This window comes from Sphingomonas sp. S1-29, from assembly GCF_026167545.1.
Lineage (GTDB): Bacteria > Pseudomonadota > Alphaproteobacteria > Sphingomonadales > Sphingomonadaceae > Sphingomonas.
This window is the reverse complement of the sequence record NZ_CP110678.1, coordinates 698,225-722,596: the sequence shown is the minus strand read 5'-3', so window position 1 is coordinate 722,596 and position 24,372 is coordinate 698,225. Positions and strand designations below refer to the sequence as shown.

Sequence of the window (24,372 nt, the reverse complement as noted above, 5' to 3'; positions counted from 1 at the left end):
CACCCCCGACCCCTCCCTTCCAGGGAGGGGGGCTTATCCCAGCCGCGCCTTCGCCGCCGCATATTCCGCCGCCAGCCGTTCTACCCGTACCGCCACCGGCTCGACCCGGTCGACCGCGCCGATCCCCTGGCCCGATCCCCAGATGTCGCGCCACGCCTTGGCCTTGGTGTTGCTGCCCGAGCCGAAGTTCATCGCCGAGGGGTCGCTCGCGGGGAGATTGTCGGGGTCGAGCCCTGCGGCTTCGATCGAGCTGCGCAGGTAGTTGCCGTGGATGCCGGTGAACAAATTGGTGTAGACGATGTCGTGTGCATGGCCCTCGACGATGCCCTGCTTATATTCGTCGGCAGCGCGCGCCTCGGTGGTCGCGATGAAGGGCGAACCGATATAGGCAAGGTCGGCGCCCATCGCCTGCGCCGCGAGCACCGCGCCGCCATTGGCGATCGCCCCCGACAGCGCGATTGGCCCGTCGAACCACGCGCGGACTTCCTGGGTGAAGGCGAAGGGGTTGAGCCGCCCGGCATGGCCACCCGCGCCGGCGCACACCAGGATCAGCCCGTCGGCACCCTTTTCGACCGCCTTGTGCGCGAACCGGTCGTCGATCACGTCGTGGAGCGTGATCCCGCCCCAGGCGTGGACCGCGGTGTTGAGTTCGGCGCGCGCGCCCAAGGAGGTGATGACGATCGGCACCTGCCATTTGGCGCAGGTTTCGAGATCGGCCTCGAGCCGGTCGTTCGACTTATGGACGATCTGGTTGACCGCGAACGGCGCGGCAGGGCGATCGGGATGCGCGCGGTTCCATGCCGAGAGTTCCTCGGTGATCTGGTGGAGCCACTCGTTCAGCTCGCTTTGCGGGCGGGCGTTGAGCGCGGGGAACGATCCGACGATCCCCGCCTTGCACTGCGCGATGACCAACTCGGGACCCGAGATGATGAAGAGCGGCGAGCCGATGATCGGCAGCGCCAAGCGATCGAAGAGCGGGGGTAGGGCCATGGCGCCGAACATAGCCATGGTGGGTTTCATCGCGCAACTGGAATGACGGGGGGCGCTGCCTTGGGTCAAGACAGCCCATCGTTCTCCCGACTCTCGCCCACCTGCAATCCTCCCCCGCCGGGGGAGGGGAACCGGTGCGTGGCGGTGGTGGAGGGGGCGGACTCGAGCGGCCCGTCGGCGATCCTCCCCCTCCGTCAGCCCTTCGGGCTGCCACCTCCCCCTGGCGGGGGAGGATGATGTTCTGCCGTCACCTTTACGGCCGCCTGCACGCGACGCCCTATGCTGCACCGCCCAGTTGAAGCCGCCCCGCCGCGAGCGTACATGCGCCCTCGGCGGCAACGACCGTCGGACGGCCGGCAACGTCCGGCCTGGCAGGAGAGCAACGATGATCCGCAGGAAACTGACCGTCGCGTTTCTCGCGACGATGGTGGCATTTCCCGCCACCGGCTTTGCCGTCGACAACGATACCGCGCTTGTCCGCGGCGGTGCGAATACCGTGACGCGGGCGCTGACGGTGCGCACCAATGATCTGAACCTCGACGACCCGCGCGGGCGTGCCGCGGTCGAGCAGCGCGTCCGGCTCGCCGCGCAACAGGCGTGCGGCCGCGTCGATATGTACGGCGTGCGTCCGCCCGCCGATTACCGTCGCTGCCTCGACCAGTCGGTGTCGAACGCGATGGCGCAGGTTACCACGACCGGCGGCGCGGCCCTGGGCGGCGCCAACTGACCCGAGCGGTGGTCCCGTCCGACGGGGCCACCGCTTCGGTTGACGGTTATTTTGCGGGCATCTTCGCCGCGGTCGCTTCGATCTCGACCAGGAAATTGGGGCCGGCCAGCCCCGCCACCTGCACCGTCGATCGCGCGACGGTGTTGGGGTTCTCGGCCGTTCTGAAGAACTGCTTGAACCCCTCGTTCATCCCCACAAAGTCCATCTTGCCGTCGGTGCGGGCGGGGTCGGCGGTAACGAACACCGTCAGCTTGATGACGTCGGACATCGCATAGCCTTTCGACGCCAGGATCGCCTTGATCTTGTTGAGGATGCTGATGGTCTGCGTCTTGGTGTCGCCGAACGACTCCCAGCCCGTCGGCGGTTTCGACGGGTCGATCGGTGCCGCGAGTTGCCCCGACAGGACCAGCGTTTCGGCCCCCGGCGGCACCGTTACCGCCTGGAGGATCAGCGAGGGCGTCGTCCCCGGATTCTGGTGCCGCACCACCTGTGCCCCGGCGGGTGCCGCAAGCACCACCGTCAGAAGGACTCCCGCTGCAATCGTTCGAAATGCCATGTGCCTGTTCTCCCCCGCTAATCATGGTCGTCATCAGAATTTGGTCGCCGCCCGAAAATACCAGAAGCCGCCGTTGAAGCCATAAGGCGCATCGTCGGGATAGACCGAGCCGCTCACCGTTCCCCCGGTCGCGGCATACCAATTCTGGTTGGCCTGGCCGGTCGCGCGGAAGTTCTTGTCGGGATAATTGTCGAAGATGTTCTCGCCGCCCACCGCCAGCCGGATCTGGTCGTTGAGTTCGAACCCGACTTCAAGATCGAAGGTGACGTCGTCGCCGAAGGTCAGGTTGCCACCGTCGGCGGTTGCGGCGTAGCTGGTGAACTTGCCCCAGTAGCTGGCGCGCGCGGTGACGCTCAGCCGGTCGAGCGACCAGTTTTCGGTGAGGTTGCCGCGCCATTTCGAGTTGAGATTCTCGATATTGCCGACGCGGACAGCGTCGATCACCGCGGTCTGGGTGCCGAGCAAATTGACCGTGTCGATCCCGGTCACTTCGGTGTCGTTGTAGTTGACCGCCAGGATCGTGTTGAACCGCCCGAAATCGGTCGAAGCGGTGTGGTTGGCGACCAGATCGACGCCTTGGGTGCGGGTATCGAACGAGTTGGTGAAGTAGCGCAGCCGCCCCAGCGTCTCGGCATTCTGCACCCCGGCGTCGCGCAGGGCCTGGCGCCGCGCCGCGGTGTCGATCTCGATATTGCCGGTCAGGCCGATGCGGTCGGTCACCTCGATCTGATAGGCATCGAGCGTGATCGAGAACGACGAGGTGGGGGTGATGACGATCCCCGCCGAATAGTTCTTCGACTTTTCGGGCCGCAGCGAGGTCGCCCCGAACACCTGCGCGGCGGCGGTCGTCACCGGCAGGATCGCGCTTTCGATCGGGTTTGCGCCGGTGAAGGCGGTCGCGACGTTGGTGGTGAACAACTGCCCCGGAGTCGGTGCGCGGAAGCCGGTGCTGGCGGCACCGCGGACCGCGAAGGCGGGGGTAAATTCGTACCGCCCCGTCGCCTTCCAGTTGGTGGTCGATCCGAAGTCGCTGAACTCCTCGTGCCGGATTGCCCCCGACAGCGACAGGCCGGCGACGATGTCGGCCTCGACTTCGGCGTAGAAGGCGTAGCTCGTGCGATCCTGGTCGATCGTCGAATCGGGGCCATAGCCAGGGAAGCCGTTCGACCCCACTTGCTGCGCGGTGTTGACGAAGCGGGTGCCGTCGGCGCGCTGGACCGTCTGCAACCCGAAATTGCCGAACGCATAGGATGCCGGATCGCCGAGCAGGATCGCATAGGCTTCGCGGCGATGCTCGGCGCCTGCCGCGATCGTTAGCGGCGAGGCGAGGCCGATATCGGTTTCATAAGCGAAATCGGCGTTGAAGTTGGTTTCGCGTTGCTGGAGCGATCCCATGTAGAACGCGGTCGGCGATGCCGGCCCCATCGATGGATTGAGCGTGTTGGTCATGCGATAGTCGATCTGGTTCTGACCATAGGATGCGCTGACGTCGTAGCTCAGCCCCGTCAGCACCTCGCCCTTCAGCCCGCCGACGATCGAATAGTCGGTCACCTTGCCGAAGAAGCGCGGTGCGAAACCGATCGGATACAAGCTGTTGAAGTTGAAGGTCCGCCCGGTGGCGCTGTACACCGGCCGCCCGCGCGCGTCGAACTGCCCCGGGATCGCATCGGTGAACAATGTCGTAAAGATGCCCCCCGCCGCGCCGAAGGTCTGGTTGCCGGTGCCCGCGGCATTGCGACCGGTCGAGCTCACCGGCTGGCGATAGTTGAAGTCGCCCTCCTGCCGCGACACGCCGTAATTGCCGAAGGCATAGACTTCGGTGCCTTCAGCAACTTCGAGCCCGGCATTGACGAACAGCCGGGCGGCCTCGACCTGCGGATCGCCGAAGATCTGCACCGGATCGCGGAGGCCGTCATAGGTGCCGGGGAATTGCGCCTGCAACGCCACCACGCCGGGGCGCTGCACCCCGCGGCTGGTCTGCTTCGAATCGATATATTCGCCGCTGACGTTGAAGAAGCCCGCATCGGTGAGCGGTAGCCCGACATTCGCCGCGATCTGGACGTTCTCGCCATCGCCTTCATAGAATTGGCCATAACGCGCGGTGAGCTCGATCCCCTCGCGGTTGCGCTTGAGGCCGTAGTTGATGACGCCCGCGATCGCGTCCGAGCCATATTGCGCCGCCGCGCCGTCGCGCAGCACTTCGATCCGCTCGACCGCGATCGTCGGGATCTGCGCGAGGTCTACGCCCTGCGAACCCGCCGCCAGCGCGCCGCCGCCGATCTGCACCAGCGCCGCGCGATGGCGTCGCTTGCCGTTGACCAACACCAGGATCTGATCGGGTGGCAGGCCGCGCAGCGTGGGCGGTCGAACGAAGGTGGAGCCGTCGGAAATCGCGAACCGGCCGACGTTGAACGAGGGCACCAGGTTGCGCAGGATGTTGTTCATGTCGCCCGATGCCTGCGTCTGCAGCGTCTCGGCGGTGAACACATCGACCGGCGCGGCCGATTCGAGCACGGTGCGATCGGTGCGCCGCGTGCCGGTAACGATGATCTCCCCCTGCGCATTCGCCGCGGCGGGTGGATCGACCACCGAGCTTTCCTCGACCGGCGGCGTTTGTGCTTGTCCATGCGCCACCCCGGCGCAAAGCGACGTCGCGAGTGCGACGATCGAAATCGACGATATGCTCTTCATTCCCAAAGCCCCCCAAAGATATCCCGGCTTGCGCCTTCGCAGGGCCTCTCCGCCTTTTCTGTTCTGGGTTACGCCGACAGATGCTTGTGCATGGGTATGAACACGACGGTGGCGTCACCCACCGCCACGAAGGTTTCGGGCGCGGCGACGAAGCCGCGCTCGCGATAGAAATCTACGCCTGAGAGCGTCGCCATAAGCTCGACCGCGGTGAAGCCCGCGGCGCGCGCCGCGTCCTGGCCGGCGCGCAGGATCGCGCTGCCGACGCCGCGGCGGGCGAAGGCAGGGGCTACGAACATCGCGCGGATCCTTGCCGGGCTGGTTGCCGGATCGAGCAGATCATCGGCGCGCCCGATGAAGCGGTCGCTGCCGAACAATGTGCCGCGCCGGCTCCAGCCGCCACAGCCCGCCATCGCGCCATCGATCTCGGCGACGAAATAGGTGCCATCAGCTACCAGCATGCTGTCGACCCCGAATACCCCGTCGATCGCCGCCGTCAGCGCGCGGTCGTCATAATAGCCGCTGCCGAGCGCGCGCGCCGATGCCTCGATCAGCGCCGCCATCGCGGGCACGTCGGCGGGCGTCGCTCGCCTGATGCTGATCGCGTCGGACGGGCGCGACAAGATGGCGGTCGTCACGCTGCGATGCGCGTCGGCTGGGTCACCGCGTCGGCGCGCTGGAGGTTCGCCAGGTCTGCGACCGCGCCGTGCGCCGACTGGATCGCGCCCTCCTGCCACCCCGGCGTCTGGCTGAGTGCGGCGCCGGCGAAGATCACGCGGCCCGCGGGCTGGTTGAGCAGGCGGTACGGATCGGTGTCGATCATCCCTTCCTGCCGCCCGGCCATGCCGGCATACCAGTTTGGCCACGGCCCCAGGCTGTAGGGGATCTTGTTCCAATTGACCGCGACGCCGTTGGCGCATTCGCCGCCATGCCCCGGATGCAGCTTCTCGACCACCGCGCGCGCGCGCTCGACCTGTTCGGCGATCGGCAGCTGGGCGAAGCGCGCGGCGCGCTCGCCCGACGAATAGCAGGCGAGCAGCATCCCGCGCGGGCTGAACAAGCCGGCGCTGGGATACCAGACCAGCGACGTATCGCCGCCGACGAAGCTGATCCCGCCGAAAATCTGCTCCTTTTCCCAGAAGCGCGGCGCGTCGAACGCCACCTTGTTCGAATGATCATAGACGACGTTCTTGATCGCCTGCGCGACCGGCGGGGCGAAGTCGCAATCGACCTTCGCCAGCACGGGGAAGGGAATGGTGCAGACCATGTAATCGGCCGAGAGCGAGCGCATCGCGCCGGTGCGCGTATCCTTGAACGCCACCTCGACCTTGCGATCGCCGTTGCGGACGCGCTGGACGTCGGCGTTGAGGATCACCGGGCGCTTGAGCGCGCGCTGGAAACCCGCAGCGATCCAATCCATCCCGCCCACCGGCTGGAACATCGTCGCCTGCATATAGACATTGTCCTCGAACAACGTCGCGGGGAGCTGTTCGTTGGCGAGCAGGTCGCGCAGCGGCACCGCCTCGGGCGGGGCGGCGAAGGATCGCACCCCGGCATCGGGATAGGTCTTGAACCCCGAGCGCAGCGTGCCCTTGAAGCCGCCCTGTTCGTCGAGATCGCCATAGGTCTTGAGGAACGGCAGCAGCGCCGCCTTGTCTTCGGGGGTCAGCGACTGATCGAGCGCGCCCTGATTCACCGCCTTGGTGAGCAGTTCGGCGATATGCCCGCGGGTGTCGTTGATCGCGACGCGCATCCGCTGCTTCCGCCCGTCGCCGCCCATGATGTAGGCGCCGCGGCTCGAATTAATCTCGACCTCGAGCGGGACGCCCAATTTGCCGCAATAGCCGAGCAGCCGCTCGTGGAAGCTGGGGATGCGCGCCGGTCCGGCGTTGAAATAGGCGCCCTCGGAGAAGCGTGCGACCTGGTCGGCCTCGCCGTTCATCACGATGCGGTCGCCGTCGCGGACAGTCCAGCTGCGCCCGCCGACACGGCTGCGCGCTTCGAGTAGGTGGACGGTATAGCCCGCTTGCTCCAGCTCATAGGCAGCGGTCAATCCGGCGATCCCGGCGCCAAGCACGACGACCGATTTGCCCGATCCGAAGTCCTTGGGCAGCACCGGCAAGCTCTGGGCAGCGGCGATATTACCGAACAATCCCAATACCTGCATTGCGCTGGCCGCTGCGGCAGTACCGCCGACGGTTCCGATATGCTGTAACAAGCTTCGACGAGAAATGGTCAAGACATGCCCCCCGGCTATCCCGCATCCAATCGATGCAGGTGGTGTTGTTCAGGGGCCTTCGATTCGTCCAAGACTGGACGTATCGGACATGCACTCTCCCGATGAGCAAAGCACGACGCGCCTGCTCTTGTCTGGAACCCGTCAAATCATGACTGGAGCATGACAACGTATATTCTGAGCGGTGACAAGAAGGAAAATTGCTGCAACGCAAAGTTTTTCGATCGATCGTTGCAATGTGACGATTTGGTCACACTGGCGGCATCACTCAGGGCGCTTGCGCTGCGATCTTCCGCTAGTCATCGGGTCGGGGCGCGGCGGGGGCTTCCATCCGGGGGGCGGGGTCGGGCGGCTTCGGCTACTGCCGAGGCCCATCGCGCCGGGTTGCTGGCGGGTCAGCCCCGAGGTGTCGGCTTTAGCCGCCTGATCGGCGTCGGCGCCGCCGCGCATCAGGTTGAGCTGGTCACGCAGTCGGCGCGCTTCCTCGAAGTCGAGCGCCTCGGCCGCTTGCGCCATACGGTGTTCGATCGAAGCAATTGTGTCTGCCATCGCAGGGTAACGCTCCACCGGTCGAAACGACGCAACCAATCGGCGCAACGTCATCCTGCGTAACGACTATCTTTGTCGCGCGCGGCAACTCCCCGGGCCGGGGCACGTTTCCCCTACAACTTTCCCCCACCATCGCAGCGGAGAAAAAAACGATGCGCAAGCCTTCGGATACACCATCGACCGGGGTGATCGCCGCCGGCCTCGGCCTCTTAGCGGTGGCGGGGGTTGCCGCCGTCGCTGCGACGCGCCCACGCAAACCGCCGCATGGTGGGGAAGACAGTGCGCCCGGTCGCACCGCGCGCCGCAGCAGCTTCGGTGACTATACCGTGATCGGCAAGACGGTGACGATCTCGAAGCCGTCGCGCGCCGAGCTCTATGCCTTCTGGCGCGACTTCACCAACTTGCCCGCCTTCATGGAAAATCTCGATTCGGTCGAGCTGACCGGCGGCAAGCAGTCGCGTTGGACGATCAAGGCGCCCGGCGGCACCGTCACGGTCGACAGCGAAATCGCGCAGGAGCGCGAGGGCGAGTTGATCGCCTGGCGCTCGGTCGAAGGGTCGGAGATCGACACCGAGGGCCGCGTGACCTTCCGCGATGCGCCCGGCGGGCGCGGCACCCAGGTGGCGTTGATCGTCGCGTACAAGGCGCCGTTCGGCACCGCGGGCCGGCTGGTCGCCAAGCTGTTCCAGCGCGAACCCAACATCCAGGCACGGCGCGACCTTCGCCGCTTCAAGAGCCTGATGGAAACCGGCGAAATCGCCACGTCCGACAACCGTCTCAACATCGAGGAGGCCGCCTGATGCGCGCGCTTACATTCCACGGCACGCAGGACGTGCGAGTCGACACCCATCCCGACCCCGAGATCGTCAATCCCCGCGATGCGATCATCCAGATCACCTCGACTGCGATCTGCGGCTCGGACCTGCATCTGTATGACGGCGTCATCCCTGCGGTGATGAAGGGCGACATTCTGGGTCATGAATTCATGGGCCGGGTGATCGAGACCGGACCACATTCGACGCTGCGCAAGGGCCAACGCGTCGTCGTTCCCTTCACCATCTCGTGCGGCTCGTGCTTCTTCTGCGGCCAGCAACAGTTCAGCGCGTGCGACAATTCGAACCCGGTCGAAAAGCGCGACATGTCCGAGCAACTCTACGGCACGCCGATGAGCGGGCTGTTCGGCTATTCGCACCTCACCGGCGGCTATCCCGGCGGCCAGGCCGAATATGTCCGCGTCCCCTATAGCGATGTCGGCCCGATCGTAATCGAGGACGACAGCCTTGACGACGACAAGGTGCTGTTCCTGTCGGATATCCTGCCCACCGGCTGGATGGCGGCGGAGAATGCCGAGATCACCAATGGCGACACCGTTGCAGTGTGGGGCGCAGGGCCGGTCGGGCTGTTCGCGGCGCAAAGCGCGCTGCTGATGGGCGCGCACAAGGTGATCGTGATCGATCATTATCCCAACCGGCTGAAGCTCGCCAAGGGCTTGGGCTGCGACGTGATCAACTTCCGCGAGAGCAATGTCCGCGAAGCGCTGATGGAGATGACCGGCGGGATCGGTCCCGACGCGGTGATCGATGCGGTCGGCATGGAATCGCACGGGTTCAGCTTCGACAATATGATGGACATCGCCAAACAGACGGTGGGCATCGGTGCCGATCGCGCCTCGGCGCTCAAGCAGGCGATCCTGGCGGTGCGCAAGGGCGGGCGCGTTTCGATCCCCGGCGTCTATGGCGGGATGACCGACAAGTTCCCGCTCGGCGCATTGATGGAGAAGGGGCTGAGCGTGAAGGCCGGCCAGACGCATACGCAGAAGTATATGGAATTGCTGCTGGGGATGATCACCGACGGGAAGATCGACACGACCTTCCTGATCTCGCATCGCCTGCCGCTCGAACAGGCGGCCGAGGGCTATCGCAACTTCAAGTCGAAGCAGGACGAGTTCACCAAGGTGATCCTCAAGCCTGGCATGGGAGCCTAAAAGCATGGCGAACAAACTCGCGGTCATCACCGGCGCATCGACCGGCATCGGCCTCGAACTTGCCAAGATCGCGGCCGACGAAGGGTATGACCTGCTGGTCGTCGCCGACGAGCCGCAGATCGATGCCGCGGCGGGCGAATTGCGCGGTCGCGGGGTCGACGTCGAGTCGGTCGAAGCCGATCTCGCGACCTTCGAGGGCAACGACGCGCTGCTGGCGGCTACCAATGGTCGGCCGGTCGATATCCTCATCGCCAACGCAGGGCGTGGCCTGGGCCATGCGTTCGTCGAGCAAGCGCCTGCCGATTGGCGGCGCGTGATCGACACCAACGTCACCGGGACCACCTATCTGCTGCAAAAGACTGCGCAGGCGATGGTTGCACGGAGCGAAGGGCGAATCCTGATCGTCGGATCGATCGCCGGGCTGATCCCCGGCAGCTTCCAGGCGGTGTATAACGGCACCAAGGCGTATCTCGACAGCTTCGCCTACGCGCTGCGCGACGAACTCAAGGGCACCGGCGTCCAGGTGACGGTGCTGATGCCCGGGCCGACCGACACCGAATTCTTTCGCCGCGCGAACATGATGGATACGCCGGTGGGCAAGGACGACGGCAAGGAAGACCCTGCCAAGACCGCGCAAAATGGCTGGAAGGCGATGATGGACGGGTCGGCGCATGTCGTCTCGGGCGCCAAGAACAAGATCCAGGCGGCGCTGTCGCATATCACCCCCGACAGCGTGCTCGCGGGCCAGCATCGCAAGATGGCCGAACCCGAATAACCGATGACGCCCGAGCCGCGATTGCGGCTTCGGCGTCGGCGGTGCAGGATCGGGACTGCAACCAGGTTGAGGGTGGGGATGATCCGTTCTGCGTTTTTGGGGTTTGCTGCGATCCTGGCTGCGCCTGTCGCGGCGCAACAGGACAGCGTCCCCTATGTCCCGACCCCGCAACCAATCGTCGAAGGCATGCTCGACCTTGCCGAGGTCGGCGCAGACGATAGTCTCATAGACCTTGGATCGGGCGACGGGCGGATCGTCATCGCCGCCGCGCGCCGGGGTGCGAGCGCGTTGGGGATCGATCGAAGTTCGCCGCTGGTTGCCCGCGCGCGAATGCTGGCGCGCGGCGAGGAACTGCCCGGACGCACGCGCTTCGAGCAAGGCGATCTGTTCGAAGCACGTATCCGCGATGCCAGCGTCGTCACCCTGTATCTGCTGCCGACGGTCAACGTCGCGCTTCGCCCCAAGCTGCTCAACGAATTGCGCCCGGGTACGCGCGTGGTCAGCCACGCGTTCGACATGGCCGAATGGTCGCCCGACGGGCATCGGGTGGTCGAGGAAAAGAACCTCTATCTCTGGATCGTTCCCGCGACGGTCGGCGGGACGTGGCGGCTGATGATGCCGGGCGGACGCAGTGGCACGCTAGCGTTCGAACAGCGTTTCCAGCGGATCAGCGGGACGCTCGATGGAGCGCCGATCGGTCGGGCGGCATTGCGGGGGACGCGGGTCAGCTTTGTAATTGCCACGCCCGAAGGCCAGCGTCGGTACCACGGGATCGTCGGCGATCGAACGATCGAACCCGATCCCGCTGCACCAGCCGACGCCGCGACCGGCTGGCAGGCCGAGCGGGCCGACTAACCCGCCGTTCGTTTCGACCGAAGTCGAGAAACCGAACTGGGCGACGCGGCAGGTTTCTCGACTTCGCTCGAAACGAACGGTTACGGCTGGGTTCGCAAGCTTCTAGAGTGGTCGCATGAAACCATTGCTAGCCTTCGCGATCGTCCTGGCCACCCCAGCACAAGCCGAAACGATCCTCTTCGTCGGCAACAGCTTTACTTATGGCGCCGAATCGCCGGTCCATCGCTACCGCCCCGACAGCGTCACCGACCTCAACCAGGAGGGCGTCGGCGGCGTCCCTGCGCTGTTCGCAACCTTCGCCGAGCAGGCCGGGCTCGACTATGACGTTCATCTCGAGACCGGCGGCGGACGCAGCCTTGCCTGGCATCTTGCCGAACGCCGCCAAGCGATCGATCGCCGCTGGGACCATGTCGTGCTGCAGGAATACAGCACGCTCGACGCGACGCGGCCCGGCGATGCCACGCGCTACATCGCAGCCTCGCGCGCGCTCACCGCGCTGTTCCGCCAGCGCAACCCGCGCGTCGCGGTGCGCTTGAATGCGACATGGAGCCGCCCCGATCTTACCTATCGCCCGGGCAGCCGCTGGTCGGGCAAGCCGATTGCCGCGATGGCGAACGACGTCCGCGCCGCTGCCGATCGGGCGCAGGCGGCGACCCGCGAAATCGCCGACGTCGCACCGGTAGGCCAGGCCTTCACCTGCGCGATCCGCGCCGGGATTGCCGATGCCGATCCCTATGATGGGATCGATGCGGGCAAAGTCGGGCTGTGGGCAGCCGATCAATATCACGGCAGCACGTACGGCTATTATCTCGAGGCATTGGTGCTGTTCGGCCAGATCACCCGCCACGATCCGCGCTCGCTGGGCCGCGACGAACGCGCGGCGCGTGAACTGGGCATCACGCCCGAACAGGCCGGCGCGCTGCAGGCGGTCGCGGCGGAGGCGCTCAAGTCCGACGGCGGATGCGGGGGCTGACCTTCGCACCAACTCCGTTCGTTTCGAGCGAAGTCGAGAAACCGCCGCGAGCATGGGCATCCCGATTTCTCGACTTTGCTCGAAATGAACGGTTGGACGGGCGCGCATCACGATGACCGCTGTTGCCGCTCCCCTTCGCCCCGGCATCCCCCGGCTGCTGCTGTTCGGCTCGGGCGATTTCGCCTTCAACCTCTATTGGCAGAGCGTTACGCTCTACCTGCTGTTCTTCTACACCGACACGCTAGGACTCCCCCCGGCGACCGCGGGGCTGGTGTATATGGCGGGGGCGATCTGGGACGGGGTGGCCGACCTGATCGTCGGGATCGCCGCCGAACGCGCTCGCGGCGGCTATCGGCGCTTCGTCGCGCTCGGCGCGGTGCCGCTCGGGCTGTCGTTTCCGCTGCTCTATTTGCTGCCGCCGTTCGATGGCGCGCCATTGGTGGCGCTGTCGATCGGCGCGCAGCTTGCGTTCCGCACGCTCTATGCCGTCACCAACGTGCCCTATGCCGCGTGGAGCACGCGGGTGAGCGATGACAGCCGCGACCGGACGTTGATCGCCGGGTTCCGGCTGTTGTTCGGTGCGGCGGCGGCGGCGGTCGTCGCGCTGGGCACGCCGTGGCTGCTCGCGCGCACCGGGGCGGGGGGCTATGCGCTGGTCGCCGCCTTGTTCGCCGCGGTCGCCACCCCGTTGCTGCTGATCGTCGGTATCGCGACCCGGCAGGCGACGCGGATCGCGCCGGCGACCAACCAGGCGTCGGTGACGTGCAACCTTGCCGCGCTCGCGCGCAACCGGGCGTTCGTGACGCTGGGCATCGCGATGGTCGCTGCGGCAATCGCAGGCGCGATCCTCAACCAGTCGGTGCTCTATTATTTCCGCCACGTCGCTGGTGACCCGGCGGGCGGCCCCGCCACCTTTGCCGCGATGGCCGCCGCAGGGGTGCTGGCGGTACCAATCTGGACCGCGATCACCGTGCGGATCGGCGCGCGCGCCGCCTGGATCATCGCGGCGACGCTGGGGCTGGCGGCGCTGGCGATCTTTGCGGTTGCCGGGCCACAGGCGATCTGGCTGGCCAGGCCTTTTCTGATCGCGATGCAGATGGTGCTTACTGGGCTTGGCCTTGCCGGCTGGGCGATGCTTCCCGACACCGTCGATTATGGCGAGGTGCGCGGCGGGCTTCGAGTTGAGGCGACCGCGTTCGGCGTTTCGGCGCTGTTGCAAAAGCTCGCGCTTGCCGCTGCGGCGATGCTGCTCGGCGGGGTTTATACGCTGCTCGGCTATGACGGCAGCGTGGCCCCTGACGCGGCTGCGCGCGAGGGGATACGCTGGCTGATGATCGCCGCCCCCGCCGCCGGGCTGGTCCTGTCGATCGCGGCGATGCTCGCCAACCCGCTGCCGCGCGGGCGGCATGCCGCGATCATCGAGGAACTGGCGGCGGGCCGCCCGGCTAGGCCAGGGTAAACTCGCCGCTCACGCCTTCGGCCTCGGCGGAAGGGGCGATCCACAGGCGGAATTTGCCCGGTTCGACCGTGGGTTTCAGATCCTGTCCGATGAAGGTCAGGTCGGCGCGTGCCAGCGTGAATTCGACCGTTTCGCTGGCGCCTGCCGCGATGCGCACCTTGCGGAACGCCTTCAACTCGCGGACCGGCTGCGTGATGCTGGCGGTCACGTCCTGAACATAGAGCTGGACCACTTCTTCGGCATCGCGCGCGCCGCTGTTGGTCACCACCGCGCGGACGGTCAGCTTGCCCCCAGCCGCCAGCACGCCGTCGCCGGTATCGAGCGCCGAATAGGCGATCCGGCCATAGGTAAGCCCATGCCCGAACGGGTAGAGCGCGCCGCCCGGCACGTCCATGTAGCGCGCCTTGAACGCGACGCGATCCCCCGGCGGGTTGGGGCGCCCGGTATTTTTGTGCGCGTAATAATAGGGTGCCTGGCCGCTGCTGTGCGGAAAACTCACCGGCAACCGTGCCGAGGGTGCGACCGCGCCGAACAGGATGTCGGCGGTCGCCGGACCCGATTCCGATCCCAGGAACCACGTCGCCAGGATCGCCGGCGCGTCCTTCACCGCGCCTTCGAGCGCCAATGCGCGACCGTGGCGCAGCAGCACCACCATCGGCTTGCCCACCGCCGCGATGGCTTCGGCGAGTGCCATTTGCGGCGCGGGGATGGTGATGTCGGTGCGCGATTGCGCCTCGCCCGACATGTTCTGTGCTTCGCCCACCGCAAGCACGACGATGTCCGCCGCGCGCGCCGCCGCGACCGCAGCCTCGATCCCGCCGGGCAGCGGCTCGAGGATCCCCGAGCCATCGGTCGCGGTCACCATCGCTGCGTCGGCCAGCGCGGCGCGCACGCCGGTGAGCAGATCGACCGCATCGGCATCGGTGCCATAGACGTTCCACGGCCCGATCAGCTCGCGCTTGCCTTGCACGAACGGGCCGATCAGCGCGATCCGCTTGCCGCTGCGGGGCAGGGGGAGCAGGTCGCCCTCGTTCTTGAGCAGCACGATCGACTTGGCCCCCGCCTCGCGCGCCACCTTGCGGTGCGCCGGCGTGCCGATGCGTGTGCGTTCGCGCCGCACGTCGATCCGGCGGAAGGGATCGTCGAACAGCCCGAGCATCACCTTCATCGCCAGCACGCGCCGCACCGCTTCGTCGAGCCGCGCCATCGGCACGTCGCCCTTGGCGACCAGGTCGGGTAAGTGGTTGATATAGAAGCTTGACTGCATGCACATGTCGACGCCCGCGAGGAAGGCGAGCTTGGTCGCCTCGCGCTCGTCGGCGGCAAAGCCGTGCGCGATCAGCTCCATGTCGCCGGTATAGTCCGACACCACGACGCCATCGAAGCCCCATTCGGTGCGGAGCACATCGGTGAGCAGCCAGTGATTGGCCGTCGCGGGGACGCCCGACAATTCGTTGAACGCCGCCATCGTCGTGCCCGCACCCGCCGCGAACGCCGCCTGGAAGGGCGGGAAATAAATGTCGCGCAACGTGCGTTCGGAGACGTCGACGGTGTTGTAGTCGAGCCCGCCTTCGGCCGCGCCATAGGCGGCGAAATGCTTGGCGCAGGCGACCATCGCATCGGTCGCTTTCAGCCCCTTGCGCCCCTGAAAGCCGCGCACCCGCGCCTCGGCCATGATCCGCCCGAGCAGCACGTCCTCGCCCGCGCCCTCGATCCCGCGACCCCAGCGCGCGTCGCGCGCGACATCGACCATCGGCGCGAAGTTCCAGTCGATCCCGGCGGCGGTCGCCTCGACCGCCGCGACCCGCGCGGTGCGCTCGGCGAGATCGGCATCGAAGCTGCCCGCCTCGGCCAGCGGCATCGGGAACACGGTGCGAAAACCGTGGATGACGTCGGCGGCGAACACCAAAGGCAGCTTCAGCCGTGCCTCGCGCATCGCCACCAGCTGCATCTGTCGCGCCATTTCGGCACCATTGCCGTTGAACACGCCCCCGAGCCTGCCTTGGCGAACTTCGGCGAGCTGCCCTTCGAAATTGGTCTGCGCGCCGGCGGGGTTGAGCGCGGTCGCCGCGCTGCCTGCCCAGGCAGCGGCGTTGAGCGTCAGCTGGCCTGCTTTTTCGACCACGGTCATCTGCGACAGCAGCGACTCGACGCTCGCCGGAAGCGCGTTTTTGGCGGCTTGCGCCAGCAATGCACGCGCTGGAGAGGCTGCCCAAGCGGTCACGGCGCCGGCGCCAAGCAACATGGCGCGTCTCGAAATTGCGGGCGTTTTCATCGGGATGATCCTCTCTGCGTCGTGCTGTCGCCGCGCTAGCGCAGTGACGTAATCAATCGTGTTGATGCGCGTTGTAGATTGATGTAACCGGTTACATCAAGGGTGATCGGTAGGCCAACGTGCTTACCGGCAATGTCCGCGAGAAGATGACCCTGTTGAGGATCCGGTCTGAAACGATGGCGAATGCCACCATCCGTGATGTTGCGCGTGAAGCGGCGGTTTCGGTCGCCTCGGTTTCGCGCGTGCTCAACGGCCACGACAATGTCCGCCCCGAATTGCGCCAGCGGGTCGAGGCGGTCGCCGCCCGGCTGGGCTATGTGCCGCATGCCGGCGCGCGCAACCTCAGCCTGTCGCGCACCGGGTCGATCGGCGTCGTGCTGCCCGACCTGCACGGCGAGTTCTTCTCCGAAATCCTGCGCGGCATGGACCGCGAAGCCTCCGCACGCGGGCTCCAGCTATTGCTCACCAACATGCACGCCGATGCCGATTCGGGCATCGTTGCGCTCAAGGCGATGCGCGGGCGCGTCGACGGGATGGTGGTGATGGCGCCGCATGTCGATGCCGACGAACTGTTCGCGCACCTGCCCCCCAGCGTTCCAGCGGTGCTGGTGAACTGCGCGCCGCATCACCAGCAGCGCGCCGAGTTGCACGTCGACAATGCCGGCGGTGCCGCGGTGATGGTCGAGCATCTGGTGGCGAGCGGCCGCCGCGCCATCGTCCACATCGCCGGCCCTGCGGGCAACATCGATGCCGACGAGCGCCGGCGCGGCTATGTCGCCGCGATCGAACGCGCAGGGCTCGAGCCCCGCATCGTCGAAGGTGATTTCCAGGAGGAATCGGGCGAGCGTGCCGCGCGGGCGCTGCTCGCCGACGCCGTCCCGGTCGATGCGATCTTCGCGGGCAACGACATGATGGCGATCGGCGCGCTGATGGCGCTGCGCGACGCGGGCATCGACGTTCCCGGGCGGATCGCGATCGCCGGGTTCGATGATATTCCGCTCGCCCGCTTCGTAACGCCGTCGCTCACCACGATGCGCATCGACATCGCAGCGCTCGGGATGCGCGCGGTTGCAAGACTGACCGACATGATCGGCGGCGGCACCGATACCCAGATCGAACAGACCATGCCGCAGCTGGTCGTTCGCATGACCACCGCGATTCACAATTAACCAAAAACCCCCGGAAACAGGGGGGTCAGCAGGGAACGATATCATGAAGACGACACAGGCATTCCGACTTTTCCTCGCCAGCGCAACCGCGCTCGGCGGTACCGTCGTTATGGCGGCCCCCGCCGCCGCGCAGACAACGACCGCGAGCATCCGCGGCACCGTGACCGACGCGTCGGGCGCGCCCGTTGCCGGCGCAACCGTCACCGCGGTGGCGACCGCAAACAACATCACCCGCACCGCGACCACCGCGGCGAACGGCGCGTATATCCTCAACGGCGTGCGCACCGGCGAATATCGCGTGACGATCGCGGGTAGCGACGGCAGCACCTTCGAACGCCTGGTGACGGTCGCGATCGGCCAGTCGGCGACGCTCGACGCGCAGCTCGGCGCCGCGGCGGCCGATGGCGAAGCCCCGGCCGAAGGCGACATCAGCGTCGGCGGCGACCAGACCGCACAGGAAGGCGATATCGTCGTCACCGGTTCGGCGCTCTCCGAAACGCGCACCAGCGAAGTAGCCACCAACGTGTCGCAGGCGCAGATCCGTATCCTGCCGCAGACCGACCGCAACTTCCTGTCGTTCGCTGCGCTCGCCCCCGGCGTCCGCTTCAACGACAGCGAAACCGACAAGGGCTTCCAGTCGGGCGCGTCGCCCGCGAGCCAGGTCAACGTCTTCATCGACGGCGTCAGCCTGAAGAACAAGACCCGCGAAGGCGGCGTCGCCGGCCAGCAGAACAGCCGCGGCAATCCCTTCGGCCAGCTCGCGGTCCAGGAATTCCGCGTCCTGACGCAGAACTACAAGGCCGAATATGAGCAGGCCGGATCGGCGATCATCACCTCGGTGACCAAATCGGGCACCAACGAGTTCAAGGGTGAGGTCTTCGGCCAATATACCGATCGTTCGCTCACCGAGATCGGCTTCCTCGACGTCCAGAATGGCAACCCCAAGCCGGCGTTCGAGCGCAAGCAATATGGCATCTCGCTGGGCGGCCCGATCATCAAGGACAAATTGTTCTTCTTCGCGGCCTATGAAGGCAACGACCAGGATCGCGCGTTCAACGTCAACAGCACCGGCGCGCCCGCAGCGATCCAGGAGTTCGAGCAGTTTTCGGGCCGCAGCCTGTCCGAGTTCGAAGGCGCGTTCGTCAGCCCGTTCCGCGGCGATTTCTACTTCGGCAAGCTGACGCTGACGCCCGACGACAACCAGATCTTCGATCTGTCGTTCAGCCGTCGCGAGGAAACTGACATCCAGGGCTTCGGCGGCAACACGTCGTTCGAGAATGCCGAGAACAAGATCAACCTGGTCGATACCTATCTGTTCAAATGGACCTATAATGGCGATGACTTCATCAATGAATTCAACGCGAACTATCTGAACTACGAGTTCAACCCGACCTCGATCAATCCAGGTTTGCCCACCTTCGATTATGCTGGCGTGATCGTATATGGCGGCAAGGATTCTACCCGGCGCGAGCTACAGCAGGGCTACACGCTGCGCGACGACATCACCTATACCGGGCTGACCGGCCACGCGATCAAGTTCGGCGCGCGCGTCGAGGTCACCGATATCGAGTTCGCCAACAACTCGTTCATCCAGCCGCGCTACACCTTCAACCGCGCCGACGATGCCGGTACGCCCAACAACCCGGCCGACGACCTGACATTCGCTTTCCCTTCGGAAGCGCGGCTCGGCCTCGGTAATGGTCGAATCTACAGCTCGAACACGCAGGTCGGCCTGTATCTGCAGGACGATTGGGACGTCACCGATCGGCTCCAGCTGAACCTGGGTGTGCGCTGGGACTATGAAACCAACGGCTTCAACAATGACTATGTGACCCCGCCCGCGGCGGTCGCAGCGCTGCGCGCGCTTCCTGCGACGTCGTATTTCGATCCCGACAACTACATCAGCACCGGCACCAACCGGAAGCCGTTCGCCGGTGCAATCGCGCCGCGGTTCGGCTTCTCCTACGACCTGTTCGGTACCGAAAACACCGTCATCTTCGGCGGTGCCGGGCGCTATTATGACCGCAACAGCTTCAACAATACCGTCGACGAGCTGTCGCGGACGATCAACCCGATCGGTGTGTTCCGCTTCTCGCCCGATGGCCAGCCGCGCCGCGGCCTGCCGACGGTCCAGTGGAACGATTCCTACCTGACCCGCGATGGTCTGATCGGTCTGATCTCGACCCGCCCCGAAACCGGCCTGCCCGAATTGTTCGCGGTCAAGAACGACGCGCAACCGCCGGTCAACGACCAGTTCAGCCTGGGCGTCCGCCAGAAGGTAGGGCCGTTCCAGGTCTCGCTGTCGGGGTCGTATCAGCGCGGTCGCAATGGCTATACCAACCTGTTCGCCACGCGGAACAACAATGGTCTTGGCACCTGCTGCAACACCGCACCCGCGGTGGCCAATGGCTATTCGAACGTCCTGATCGGCTTTGACGGGCTCGACACCCGCTACAAGGCGATGTTCCTGACGATCGACAAGAATTACACGCGCAGCTCGGGTTGGGGCCTCAATATCGCCTACACGCTCAGCAAGTCCGAGCTGAACGGCAACGGGGCCTTCAGCCTCGATGAGTTGACCCCCGACGATTATGGCTGGCGCACTGCCGGCGGCGACGAGCGGCATCGCCTGGTCGTGTCGGGCATCGTCGATCTGCCGTTCGGCTTCCAGGGATCGATGCTCAACACCTTCGGCAGTGGCCAGGCGTATAACATCACCGACGTCACCGAAGGGACCGAACCCGGCCAGCGCACCTTCTTCGCCGGCTATCCCGAAAAGAACTGCATCGCTGGCGTCTTCGCCTTCTGCGAAGTCAACCTGACGCTGTCGAACAAGATCCCGATCTTCGGCGGCGACGAGCTCGAGCTTGCCGTCGACCTGTTGAACGCTTTCAACAACAACAACTTCTCGGGCTTCGACGAGGGGATCAACCGCAACATCAACCCCAATACCGGCGAGCTGCAGGATCCGCTCAACCCCGCCGATATCGGCTTCAACCTGCTCACGCTGCCGCGGCGCATCCAGTTCCGCGTCGGCTATCGCTTCTAATCCGTTACCTGCCGGGACGGGCCGTGCCCCCCTACTGCCTGTCCCGGGCTTTTGTATCTTAGCGTAACCCTGGGAGCTGCATTTGCTGAACAAACGCCAATTCATGGCCACGGCGGGACTTGGCCTCGGTGGCTTCATGGCAGGCTGCGCGCCGCGCGCCGATAGTCTTGGCGATCCGCGCATCGCCGTCGATGGCTGGACCGCGCTCGACAATCTTCCCAACCCCGATGTGCCCGTCAATCCGCTGCTCGACGATATCCAGCGCCGCGCCTTTCGCTTTTTTTGGGAAACCACCGATCCCAAGACGGGGCTGGCGCCCGATCGTTGGCCGACCCCGTCCTTCGCGTCGATCGCGGCGGTCGGCTATGCGCTCACCGCCTATCCGATCGGTGCGACGCATGGCTGGGTAACGCGTGCCGCTGCGCGCGACCGGACACTGGCGACGCTCGAATTCCTAGCCGCCGCGCCGATGGGCGAGGGGGAGGGCACCAGCGGCTATCGGGGGTTCTTCTATCATTTCCTCGGCGTGACGAAGGGGCTGCGCTTTGCGCGCGCCGAACTGTCGACGATCGACACCGCGCTGCTGATGGCTGGGGTGCTGTTCGCGCAGAGCTGGTTCGACCGCGCCGACGATCCCGCCGAGGCGCGGATCCGCGCGCTCGCCGAGCAGCTCTACAGCGCGATTGAATGGCCCTGGGCAACGCCGCGCGCGCCGTTGGTGTCGATGGGCTGGCATCCCGAGAGCGGGTTCATCCCGAGCGATTGGGATATCTATAATGAGGGGATGATCCTCTACATCCTGGGGCTGGGATCGCCGACTCATCCGCTCGCCGACGGCACGTGGCAGGCATGGACCGAGCGGTTCGAGCCGAGCTGGGGCAATCGCTGGGGCGAGCCGCATCTGCAGTTCGCGCCGATGTTCGGCCACCAATACAGCCATGTCTGGGTCGATTTTCGCGGCATCCAGGACGGTTACATCGCGGCCAAGGGGATCGACTATTTCGAGAATAGCCGCCGCGCGACCTATGCGCAGCGCGCCTATGCGATCGAGAACGCGGGCGGCTGGGTAGGCTATGGCGCCGACTGCTGGGGGCTGACCGCGTGCGATGGCCCCGGCGACTTCCCGATGACGATCGCCGGGCGCAAGCGCGACTTCTTCAGCTACTCCGCACGGGGGCCGGGAGAACGCGACGACGGCACCTTGGCGCCGACCGCGTTGCTCGGCTCGCTGCCCTTCGCCCCCGAGATCGTCGAACCCGCGGTCAGCGCGATCTACGCGCGCTACGGCGCCGGGGTATACGACAAATATGGCTTCCTCGATTCCTTCAACCCGACGCTCACCGCGCGGCCGCCCGAGCGGCTCAAGCATGGCGCGATTCGGCCCGGCGTCGGCTGGGTCGACAAGGACTATCTGGGGATCGATCAGGGGCCGATCGTTGCGATGATCGAGAACCATCGTTCGGGGCTGGTGTGGAAGACGATGCAGCGCAATCCGCACATCCGCCGCGGGCTGGCGCGTGCTGGGTTTAGCGGGGGGTGGCTGGGCTGAGTGACCCTTCCTGGTAGGGGGCAGGGGGAGGGTAGGCACCTGGAGCTACGGCGAGCGGCTCGGCTGGCTCGGGCGTATCTCGCGCACGCGACCCACCCCCGACCCCTCCCTTCCAGGGAGGGGAGTTACTGCCGCAACGAAAAAGGGGCGCCCCGCATGGGACGCCCCTTTTCCTAAAACCTGTTCGGTCGCCGCAAGCGACGACCGAGCCGATTACATAGCGTTGACGACGTTCGAACCGTCCATCTCGCCCATGTCGTCAGCGTTGTCGGCAGCCTCTTCGAGGTTGTCGGCAGCGTTCTCGAGCATCATGGCTTCCGACTCGGTGGTGGCGTTGTCGGCCATCATTTCCATGTTGTCGGCTTCCATTTCCAGGTTGGCCGCCATGGCGTCGCCTGCGTTCTCAGCAGGGGTACCCTGGTTGCACGCCGCCAGAGACATCAGGCCGGCGGCAGCAGCGACAAGAACCATCTTCTTCATGTGCGATTGCTCCCAAGCAATAATCTGTTTCGCATCCGGCCCGAATGCCGTCACGAAGATGCCGCATTTAGCGATGCAGCGTGGCAGGTCAACGTCAAATTCATCCACCAGCAAGCTTTGGGGGGTGCCGAGTGCCTCAATTCGCCGCATTTCGCATGCCGATGTCCTCGGGTGCGTCGGCGACGACCGCCAGCATCGCGGTCCATGCCGCTACGTTTTGCTGCATCTGCACAGGGTCGATCTTGTCGAGCGTGTCGTCGGGGGTGTGGTGCAGGTCGAAATAGCGCGTGCCGTCCTGTTGCAGGTCGATCCCCGGGGTTCCCGCGGCGATGACCGCCGACACGTCGGCGCCCCCGGTGGCGGGCGCCGCGCCGGCAGCGATGCCGAGCGGCAGCAGCGCGGCCTTCAGCCGGTCGACGACGGGCTTGGCGGCGGGCGCGAAGCTAGTATCGACCCGCCAGACGCGATCGGCGCCGAAATCGGATTCGGCCGCCGCTACATGCCGCTCGGCCTTGTGCTTCTCGAAATAGGCGCGTCCGCCGAAGATGCCGACTTCCTCGGCGCCGGCCCATAGGATGCGGATCGTCCGGCGCGGCTGTCCTGCGTCCATGATCCGCTTCGCCGCCGCGGTGACGATCCCGCAGCCCGCGGCATCGTCGAACGCGCCGGTCGCCAGATCCCAGCTGTCGAGGTGGCAGGCCACCAGCACGATTCCCGCCGCCGGGTCGCTGCCGGGCACTTCGGCGATGACATTGCCCGACTCGCGGGTGCCGATCGCGCGCGGGGTGAGCGTCAGTTTCAGCCGCACCGGCTGGCCGCGTTGGATCACCCGCTCGAGCTGTTCGGCATCGGGGATCGACAGCGCAGCCGCGGGGATCGCGGTGACGCCCTCGGGGAAGTTGGTGCCGCCGGCGTGCGGGTTGCGGTGGCTGTCGGTGCCGATCGAGCGGATCAGGATCGCTGCCGCGCCCTTCTTGGCGGCTACGCCCGGTCCAGCGCGCCGCACGACGCCATAGGTGCCATATTGCGAGCCGTCCTGCGTCCGCGTCATCGCATGACTGACGAACGCGATCTTGCCCTTGAGCGATCCGTCGGGCGCGGCGAGCAGATCGTCATAGTTCGCGAAATACACGACCTCGCCCTCGATTCCGCGCGCGGGGGTGGCGCCCGAATTGCCGAGCGCGGTCAGCCGCAGCGGCTGCGGGAAGGGGGCGAGGATCTCCGCGGTCTCTTCGCCGCGTACCCAGGTCTTGAGCGGGAAGGGTTCGTTGCGGACGTTGCTGAATCCCATCGCGGTGAGCCGCTGGAGCGCCCAGGCGCGCGCACGCTCCTCGGCCTCGGTCCCCGCCAGCCGCGGCCCGATCTCGGTGGTGAGCCCCTCGGTGATCGCATAGGCGACCTGATCGTCGAGCGCGGCATCGCGGAGCTGGCCGGCCCGGTCGGGCACTTGCTGCGCGGTGGCGGGGATAAGCGGGGACGCAAGGGCGAGTGCGGCGATCCAACGATGCATTTCAGTCATTCTCCGGCATTGGCGATTTCAAGGGGGTGTAGCGGCACCACGCCACAGGCGAGCGCCGCGCGCAGCTGAATTCGGTCGAGCGAAACGATCGGGCAGCCGATGCGGCGCGCTGATAACCGCTTTCCTGGAGGATCAGGCAGACGATGACGCTTGTATCGAACAGCGCGATCAATGCTCGTCGGCTTCGCGCATCTCGCGTACCAGCAATGCGGCGTCGGTGACTCCTGAGCCGCGGACCATGGCGCGCAACGCTTCGAGCTGCTTGAGCCCTTCGAGCGAAAACGGAGCGTCGGCGGCATCGGCGTCGGTGCGCACCGGTTCGACCGTTGCGACTACTTGACCAGCACGTCGGATGACCACCGCTTCGCCGCGCGCTACGGCGTCGAGCATCGGGATCAACCGCGCGTCGGCATCGACCTCATAGCGTTCCATGCCGCGATGCTATCGCGCATCGGTTCGTTTGCCAATGCGCCGCCGCATCGCTATGTCCCGGCCACGAAATTCCCTTCATCGCAATTCCGTTTAGCGGAGACCTCGCT

General features: G+C 66.0%; 21 protein-coding genes. 10 read left to right on the top strand and 11 right to left on the bottom strand.

All coding sequences use genetic code 11. The annotated features are described in order from the left end of the window. Positions 1-33 precede the first annotated feature (33 nt). Entirely contained in the window at positions 34-990 is a 957-nt protein-coding gene (locus OKW76_RS03365) for an NAD(P)H-dependent flavin oxidoreductase (protein ID WP_265551134.1), read from the bottom strand. Positions 991-1,375: 385 nt separating this feature from the next. Here OKW76_RS03365 and OKW76_RS03360 point away from each other — a divergent pair, with 385 nt between their 5' ends. Continuing rightward, positions 1,376-1,717, top strand: coding sequence for a UrcA family protein (locus tag OKW76_RS03360; RefSeq protein ID WP_265551132.1), 342 nt, complete (start codon positions 1,376-1,378; stop codon positions 1,715-1,717). Positions 1,718-1,763: 46 nt separating this feature from the next. Here OKW76_RS03360 and OKW76_RS03355 read toward each other — a convergent pair whose 3' ends face one another. The 5 genes from OKW76_RS03355 to OKW76_RS03335 form a co-directional block, all read right to left on the bottom strand. Then, positions 1,764-2,273 carry a RidA family protein gene (locus OKW76_RS03355; protein ID WP_265551130.1) on the bottom strand — a complete coding sequence of 170 codons (510 nt, stop codon included), beginning with the start codon at positions 2,271-2,273 and terminating at the stop codon, positions 1,764-1,766. A gap of 33 nt (positions 2,274-2,306) precedes the next feature. Beyond that, positions 2,307-4,964, bottom strand: coding sequence for a TonB-dependent receptor plug domain-containing protein (locus OKW76_RS03350; protein ID WP_265551128.1), 2,658 nt, complete (start codon positions 4,962-4,964; stop codon positions 2,307-2,309). Positions 4,965-5,032: 68 nt separating this feature from the next. After that, a complete protein-coding gene (locus OKW76_RS03345; RefSeq protein ID WP_265551126.1) occupies positions 5,033-5,599 on the bottom strand; it encodes a GNAT family N-acetyltransferase in 567 nt (188 codons plus the stop codon). Then, positions 5,596-7,128, bottom strand: a complete 1,533-nt coding sequence (locus tag OKW76_RS03340) for a flavin monoamine oxidase family protein (RefSeq protein ID WP_265551124.1) — start codon at positions 7,126-7,128, stop codon at positions 5,596-5,598. Before OKW76_RS03340 ends, OKW76_RS03345 begins: the two co-directional genes overlap by 4 nt. Positions 7,129-7,461: 333 nt before the next feature. Further along, positions 7,462-7,746, bottom strand: a complete 285-nt coding sequence (locus OKW76_RS03335; protein ID WP_265551122.1) for a UvrB/UvrC motif-containing protein — start codon at positions 7,744-7,746, stop codon at positions 7,462-7,464. Between the two features lie 152 nt (positions 7,747-7,898). Between OKW76_RS03335 and OKW76_RS03330 the strand changes: the two genes are divergently transcribed. From OKW76_RS03330 to OKW76_RS03305, 6 genes are all read left to right on the top strand, one after another. Beyond that, positions 7,899-8,546: an SRPBCC family protein gene (locus OKW76_RS03330; RefSeq protein WP_265551120.1), complete on the top strand. Its 648-nt coding sequence runs from the start codon at positions 7,899-7,901 to the stop codon at positions 8,544-8,546. Further along, positions 8,546-9,730 carry a zinc-dependent alcohol dehydrogenase gene (locus tag OKW76_RS03325; protein ID WP_265551118.1) on the top strand — a complete coding sequence of 395 codons (1,185 nt, stop codon included), beginning with the start codon at positions 8,546-8,548 and terminating at the stop codon, positions 9,728-9,730. The genes OKW76_RS03330 and OKW76_RS03325 overlap by 1 nt, the downstream gene beginning before the upstream one ends. A 4-nt stretch (positions 9,731-9,734) precedes the next feature. After that, complete coding sequence (locus tag OKW76_RS03320) at positions 9,735-10,505, top strand: SDR family NAD(P)-dependent oxidoreductase (RefSeq protein WP_265551116.1); 771 nt, start codon at positions 9,735-9,737, stop codon at positions 10,503-10,505. Between the two features lie 78 nt (positions 10,506-10,583). Further along, a complete protein-coding gene (locus tag OKW76_RS03315) occupies positions 10,584-11,360 on the top strand; it encodes a class I SAM-dependent methyltransferase (RefSeq protein WP_265551114.1) in 777 nt (258 codons plus the stop codon). A gap of 115 nt (positions 11,361-11,475) precedes the next feature. Further along, on the top strand, positions 11,476-12,333 hold the full coding sequence (locus OKW76_RS03310; RefSeq protein WP_265551112.1) for a DUF4886 domain-containing protein: 858 nt from the start codon (positions 11,476-11,478) through the stop codon (positions 12,331-12,333). Between the two features lie 112 nt (positions 12,334-12,445). After that, a complete protein-coding gene (locus OKW76_RS03305; RefSeq protein ID WP_265551111.1) occupies positions 12,446-13,792 on the top strand; it encodes an MFS transporter in 1,347 nt (448 codons plus the stop codon). On the opposite strand, the gene OKW76_RS03300 is transcribed toward OKW76_RS03305, so the two are convergent. Continuing rightward, the gene (locus OKW76_RS03300; RefSeq protein ID WP_265551109.1) at positions 13,779-16,067 is read right to left on the bottom strand and encodes a glycoside hydrolase family 3 N-terminal domain-containing protein; all 2,289 of its coding nucleotides are present in this window, start codon (positions 16,065-16,067) and stop codon (positions 13,779-13,781) included. The genes OKW76_RS03305 and OKW76_RS03300 overlap by 14 nt on opposite strands. Positions 16,068-16,243: 176 nt before the next feature. Here OKW76_RS03300 and OKW76_RS03295 point away from each other — a divergent pair, with 176 nt between their 5' ends. The 3 genes from OKW76_RS03295 to OKW76_RS03285 all read left to right on the top strand — a co-directional run bounded on the left by OKW76_RS03295 (position 16,244) and on the right by OKW76_RS03285 (position 21,834). Further along, complete coding sequence (locus tag OKW76_RS03295) at positions 16,244-17,236, top strand: LacI family DNA-binding transcriptional regulator (protein ID WP_265551108.1); 993 nt, start codon at positions 16,244-16,246, stop codon at positions 17,234-17,236. A gap of 43 nt (positions 17,237-17,279) precedes the next feature. After that, positions 17,280-20,285 carry a TonB-dependent receptor gene (locus tag OKW76_RS03290; RefSeq protein ID WP_265551106.1) on the top strand — a complete coding sequence of 1,002 codons (3,006 nt, stop codon included), beginning with the start codon at positions 17,280-17,282 and terminating at the stop codon, positions 20,283-20,285. 103 nt (positions 20,286-20,388) lie between these two features. Then, on the top strand, positions 20,389-21,834 hold the full coding sequence (locus OKW76_RS03285; RefSeq protein ID WP_265551103.1) for a glucoamylase family protein: 1,446 nt from the start codon (positions 20,389-20,391) through the stop codon (positions 21,832-21,834). A gap of 213 nt (positions 21,835-22,047) precedes the next feature. On the opposite strand, the gene OKW76_RS03280 is transcribed toward OKW76_RS03285, so the two are convergent. The 4 genes from OKW76_RS03280 to OKW76_RS03265 are packed head-to-tail and all read right to left on the bottom strand — an operon-like array spanning position 22,048 to position 24,265. Continuing rightward, positions 22,048-22,422: a hypothetical protein gene (locus tag OKW76_RS03280; RefSeq protein WP_256507209.1), complete on the bottom strand. Its 375-nt coding sequence runs from the start codon at positions 22,420-22,422 to the stop codon at positions 22,048-22,050. Positions 22,423-22,450: 28 nt separating this feature from the next. After that, entirely contained in the window at positions 22,451-23,833 is a 1,383-nt protein-coding gene (locus OKW76_RS03275; RefSeq protein ID WP_265551101.1) for a M28 family peptidase, read from the bottom strand. Beyond that, positions 23,826-24,005 (bottom strand): hypothetical protein, encoded by a 180-nt coding sequence (locus tag OKW76_RS03270; protein ID WP_265551099.1) that lies wholly within the window; start codon positions 24,003-24,005, stop codon positions 23,826-23,828. Before OKW76_RS03270 ends, OKW76_RS03275 begins: the two co-directional genes overlap by 8 nt. After that, positions 24,002-24,265, bottom strand: coding sequence for a hypothetical protein (locus OKW76_RS03265; RefSeq protein ID WP_256507212.1), 264 nt, complete (start codon positions 24,263-24,265; stop codon positions 24,002-24,004). The genes OKW76_RS03270 and OKW76_RS03265 overlap by 4 nt, the downstream gene beginning before the upstream one ends. Between the last annotated feature and the right edge of the window lie 107 nt (positions 24,266-24,372).